At 62.0% G+C, this 952-nt stretch carries 2 protein-coding genes; both read right to left on the reverse strand.

The features are described from left to right. A partial coding sequence (locus GY769_17720) for a molecular chaperone TorD family protein (protein MCP4203760.1) occupies positions 1-522 on the reverse strand: 522 nt, incomplete at its 3' end. 12 nt (positions 523-534) lie between these two features. Beyond that, the coding region (locus tag GY769_17725) for a hypothetical protein (protein ID MCP4203761.1) at positions 535-952 on the reverse strand (418 nt) is incomplete at its 5' end.

Genomic DNA, 952 nt, shown 5'->3' on the forward strand with positions numbered 1-952 from the left:
AGAGTTCTCCGCGAGAATCTCTTTTGCGATGAGATGGGCCATGAATTCCAGCTCGAGTGAGAGGTGATCAGCCCTTTCCCGCCGCACGGCGTCGCGTTCCAGTCCGAAGGCGCGGTAGAAGCCCGCGATGTCAGCCAGTTCCCCGGCGCGATAGAACGAGTCCCTCGAATGGCAGTACTCGGTCTCGTTTGGTGGCGCCGTTTTGCCCAACAACAGCCCGAAGACGTTCTGGTGTTCGGTGACCAGCGCCTGCCGGGGCACCTGCAGCTCCTGGACCATGGCCCGAAGATCCAGCTCGCCCGGGAGGCGCTCAATCGGCGCAAGCTCCATCTGCTCGGGAGCTTCCGAGCGGAGCAGATCGGCAGCGGCTGTCGCGACCGCTTGCCGCTTGGGATCCACGGCGACATCGAATGGCTCGCCGGAAGGGTCGGCAAGGGTGCTCGCCAGGAATGTGTACAGATGTCCCCGGGCCATCTCTACCGTCCCGTCGACAATCTTCTCAGTAAACGGCTGGCTCGCCACTGGCGTCTCCGATCATATCGAGTTCAAATGCTCCGCTGATCTCTCGAAAGTGGGCTCCTCGACAGTAATCCGAATGACCTCATCGCCCGACTTGTTGTAGCCCATCACGGTGTCGTTGTAGATCTCCATCGTCTTGCTCTGACCCGAAGGCATGGTGACCTCGACTTCGGCCACTTTCGGGCCCTCTTCGATGGCGAAGCGGTACAAGATCTGCCGCTGCGCCCGGAAAAGTTGCAGGATCGCCAGCAGTTCGCGATCGGGGCAGACATACTGTTCGATGGCGTGCTCGACGCCGGGGCCAAGCAGCGGCTCGAGGTACTTTCGGGGCGCCCACCGGGCAGGGATGTAGGATCCGTTGGGTGCGGTCCCAAACTGTGGAGACAGGGGGAACGCGCGGCCACGCCATTGACTAGAAGCCCGTTTCGGGACC

The sequence above is a fragment of the bacterium genome, from assembly GCA_024224155.1.
GTDB lineage: Bacteria > Acidobacteriota > Thermoanaerobaculia > Multivoradales > JAHEKO01 > CALZIK01.